The sequence below is a fragment of the Streptomyces sp. Isolate_45 genome, from assembly GCF_024721315.2.
Lineage (GTDB): Bacteria > Actinomycetota > Actinomycetes > Streptomycetales > Streptomycetaceae > Streptomyces.
Genome location: NZ_JANFAK020000392.1, coordinates 1 through 632, shown reverse-complemented (window position 1 = coordinate 632; position 632 = coordinate 1). Strand labels below are relative to the sequence as shown.

At 79.3% G+C, this 632-nt stretch carries 1 pseudogene; it reads right to left on the bottom strand.

The features are described from left to right. Positions 1 to 632 (bottom strand): annotated as a pseudogene (locus NOD94_RS41255) (hypothetical protein); the annotation flags it as partial.

Below are 632 nucleotides of genomic sequence, written 5' to 3'. Positions count from 1 at the left end.
GGCGGCCCGCACGGCCCGGGCCCGGCCGGCCGGCGGGGACCCGTCGGGCGCGGGCCCGCCCGCCGGGAGCTCCTCCTCGGGCGGTTCGGGCGGGCCCGGCAGGTAGCGGCGCACGACCCTCGCGGAGACGTGCGCGAAGGCCTGCGGGAGCTGTCCGCCGGGCGCCCGCGCCGGGCCGGGGTCGGACGGCGCCGACGCCACTCCGGTCAGCTGCGAGACGGCGAGCGCGGGGAAGTTCCGTACGCCGCGCCCGAAGTGGGCGAGCACGTACTCGGAGCAGTGCTTGAGCACCAGCGCGGCCTCGTCCCGGCCGAGCGGGCCCAGCAGCACGTCCTGCACGCCGGGAACGAACTCGTACCACTGGCCCGGCACTTCACCGGTGCGTCGCAGCAGCCCGCTCAGCAGCACCTCGGCCAGGTCCGAGGGCTCGGAGTCCGGCAGCATCGTGCGCTGCACGAGCCGCATCACGGGCAGGGTCAGGGGCGCCGCCGACAGGTACACCGCGAGCCGTACGGCGCCGGGCGCCGCCGACGCCCGGAACCGGGCCACCAGTTCGCGCGGCGGCCGGGCGGCCCGGGGCAGCGGGACGGGGGCGGCCGGATGACGGGCCAGGACCCGGCCCACCTCGGCCG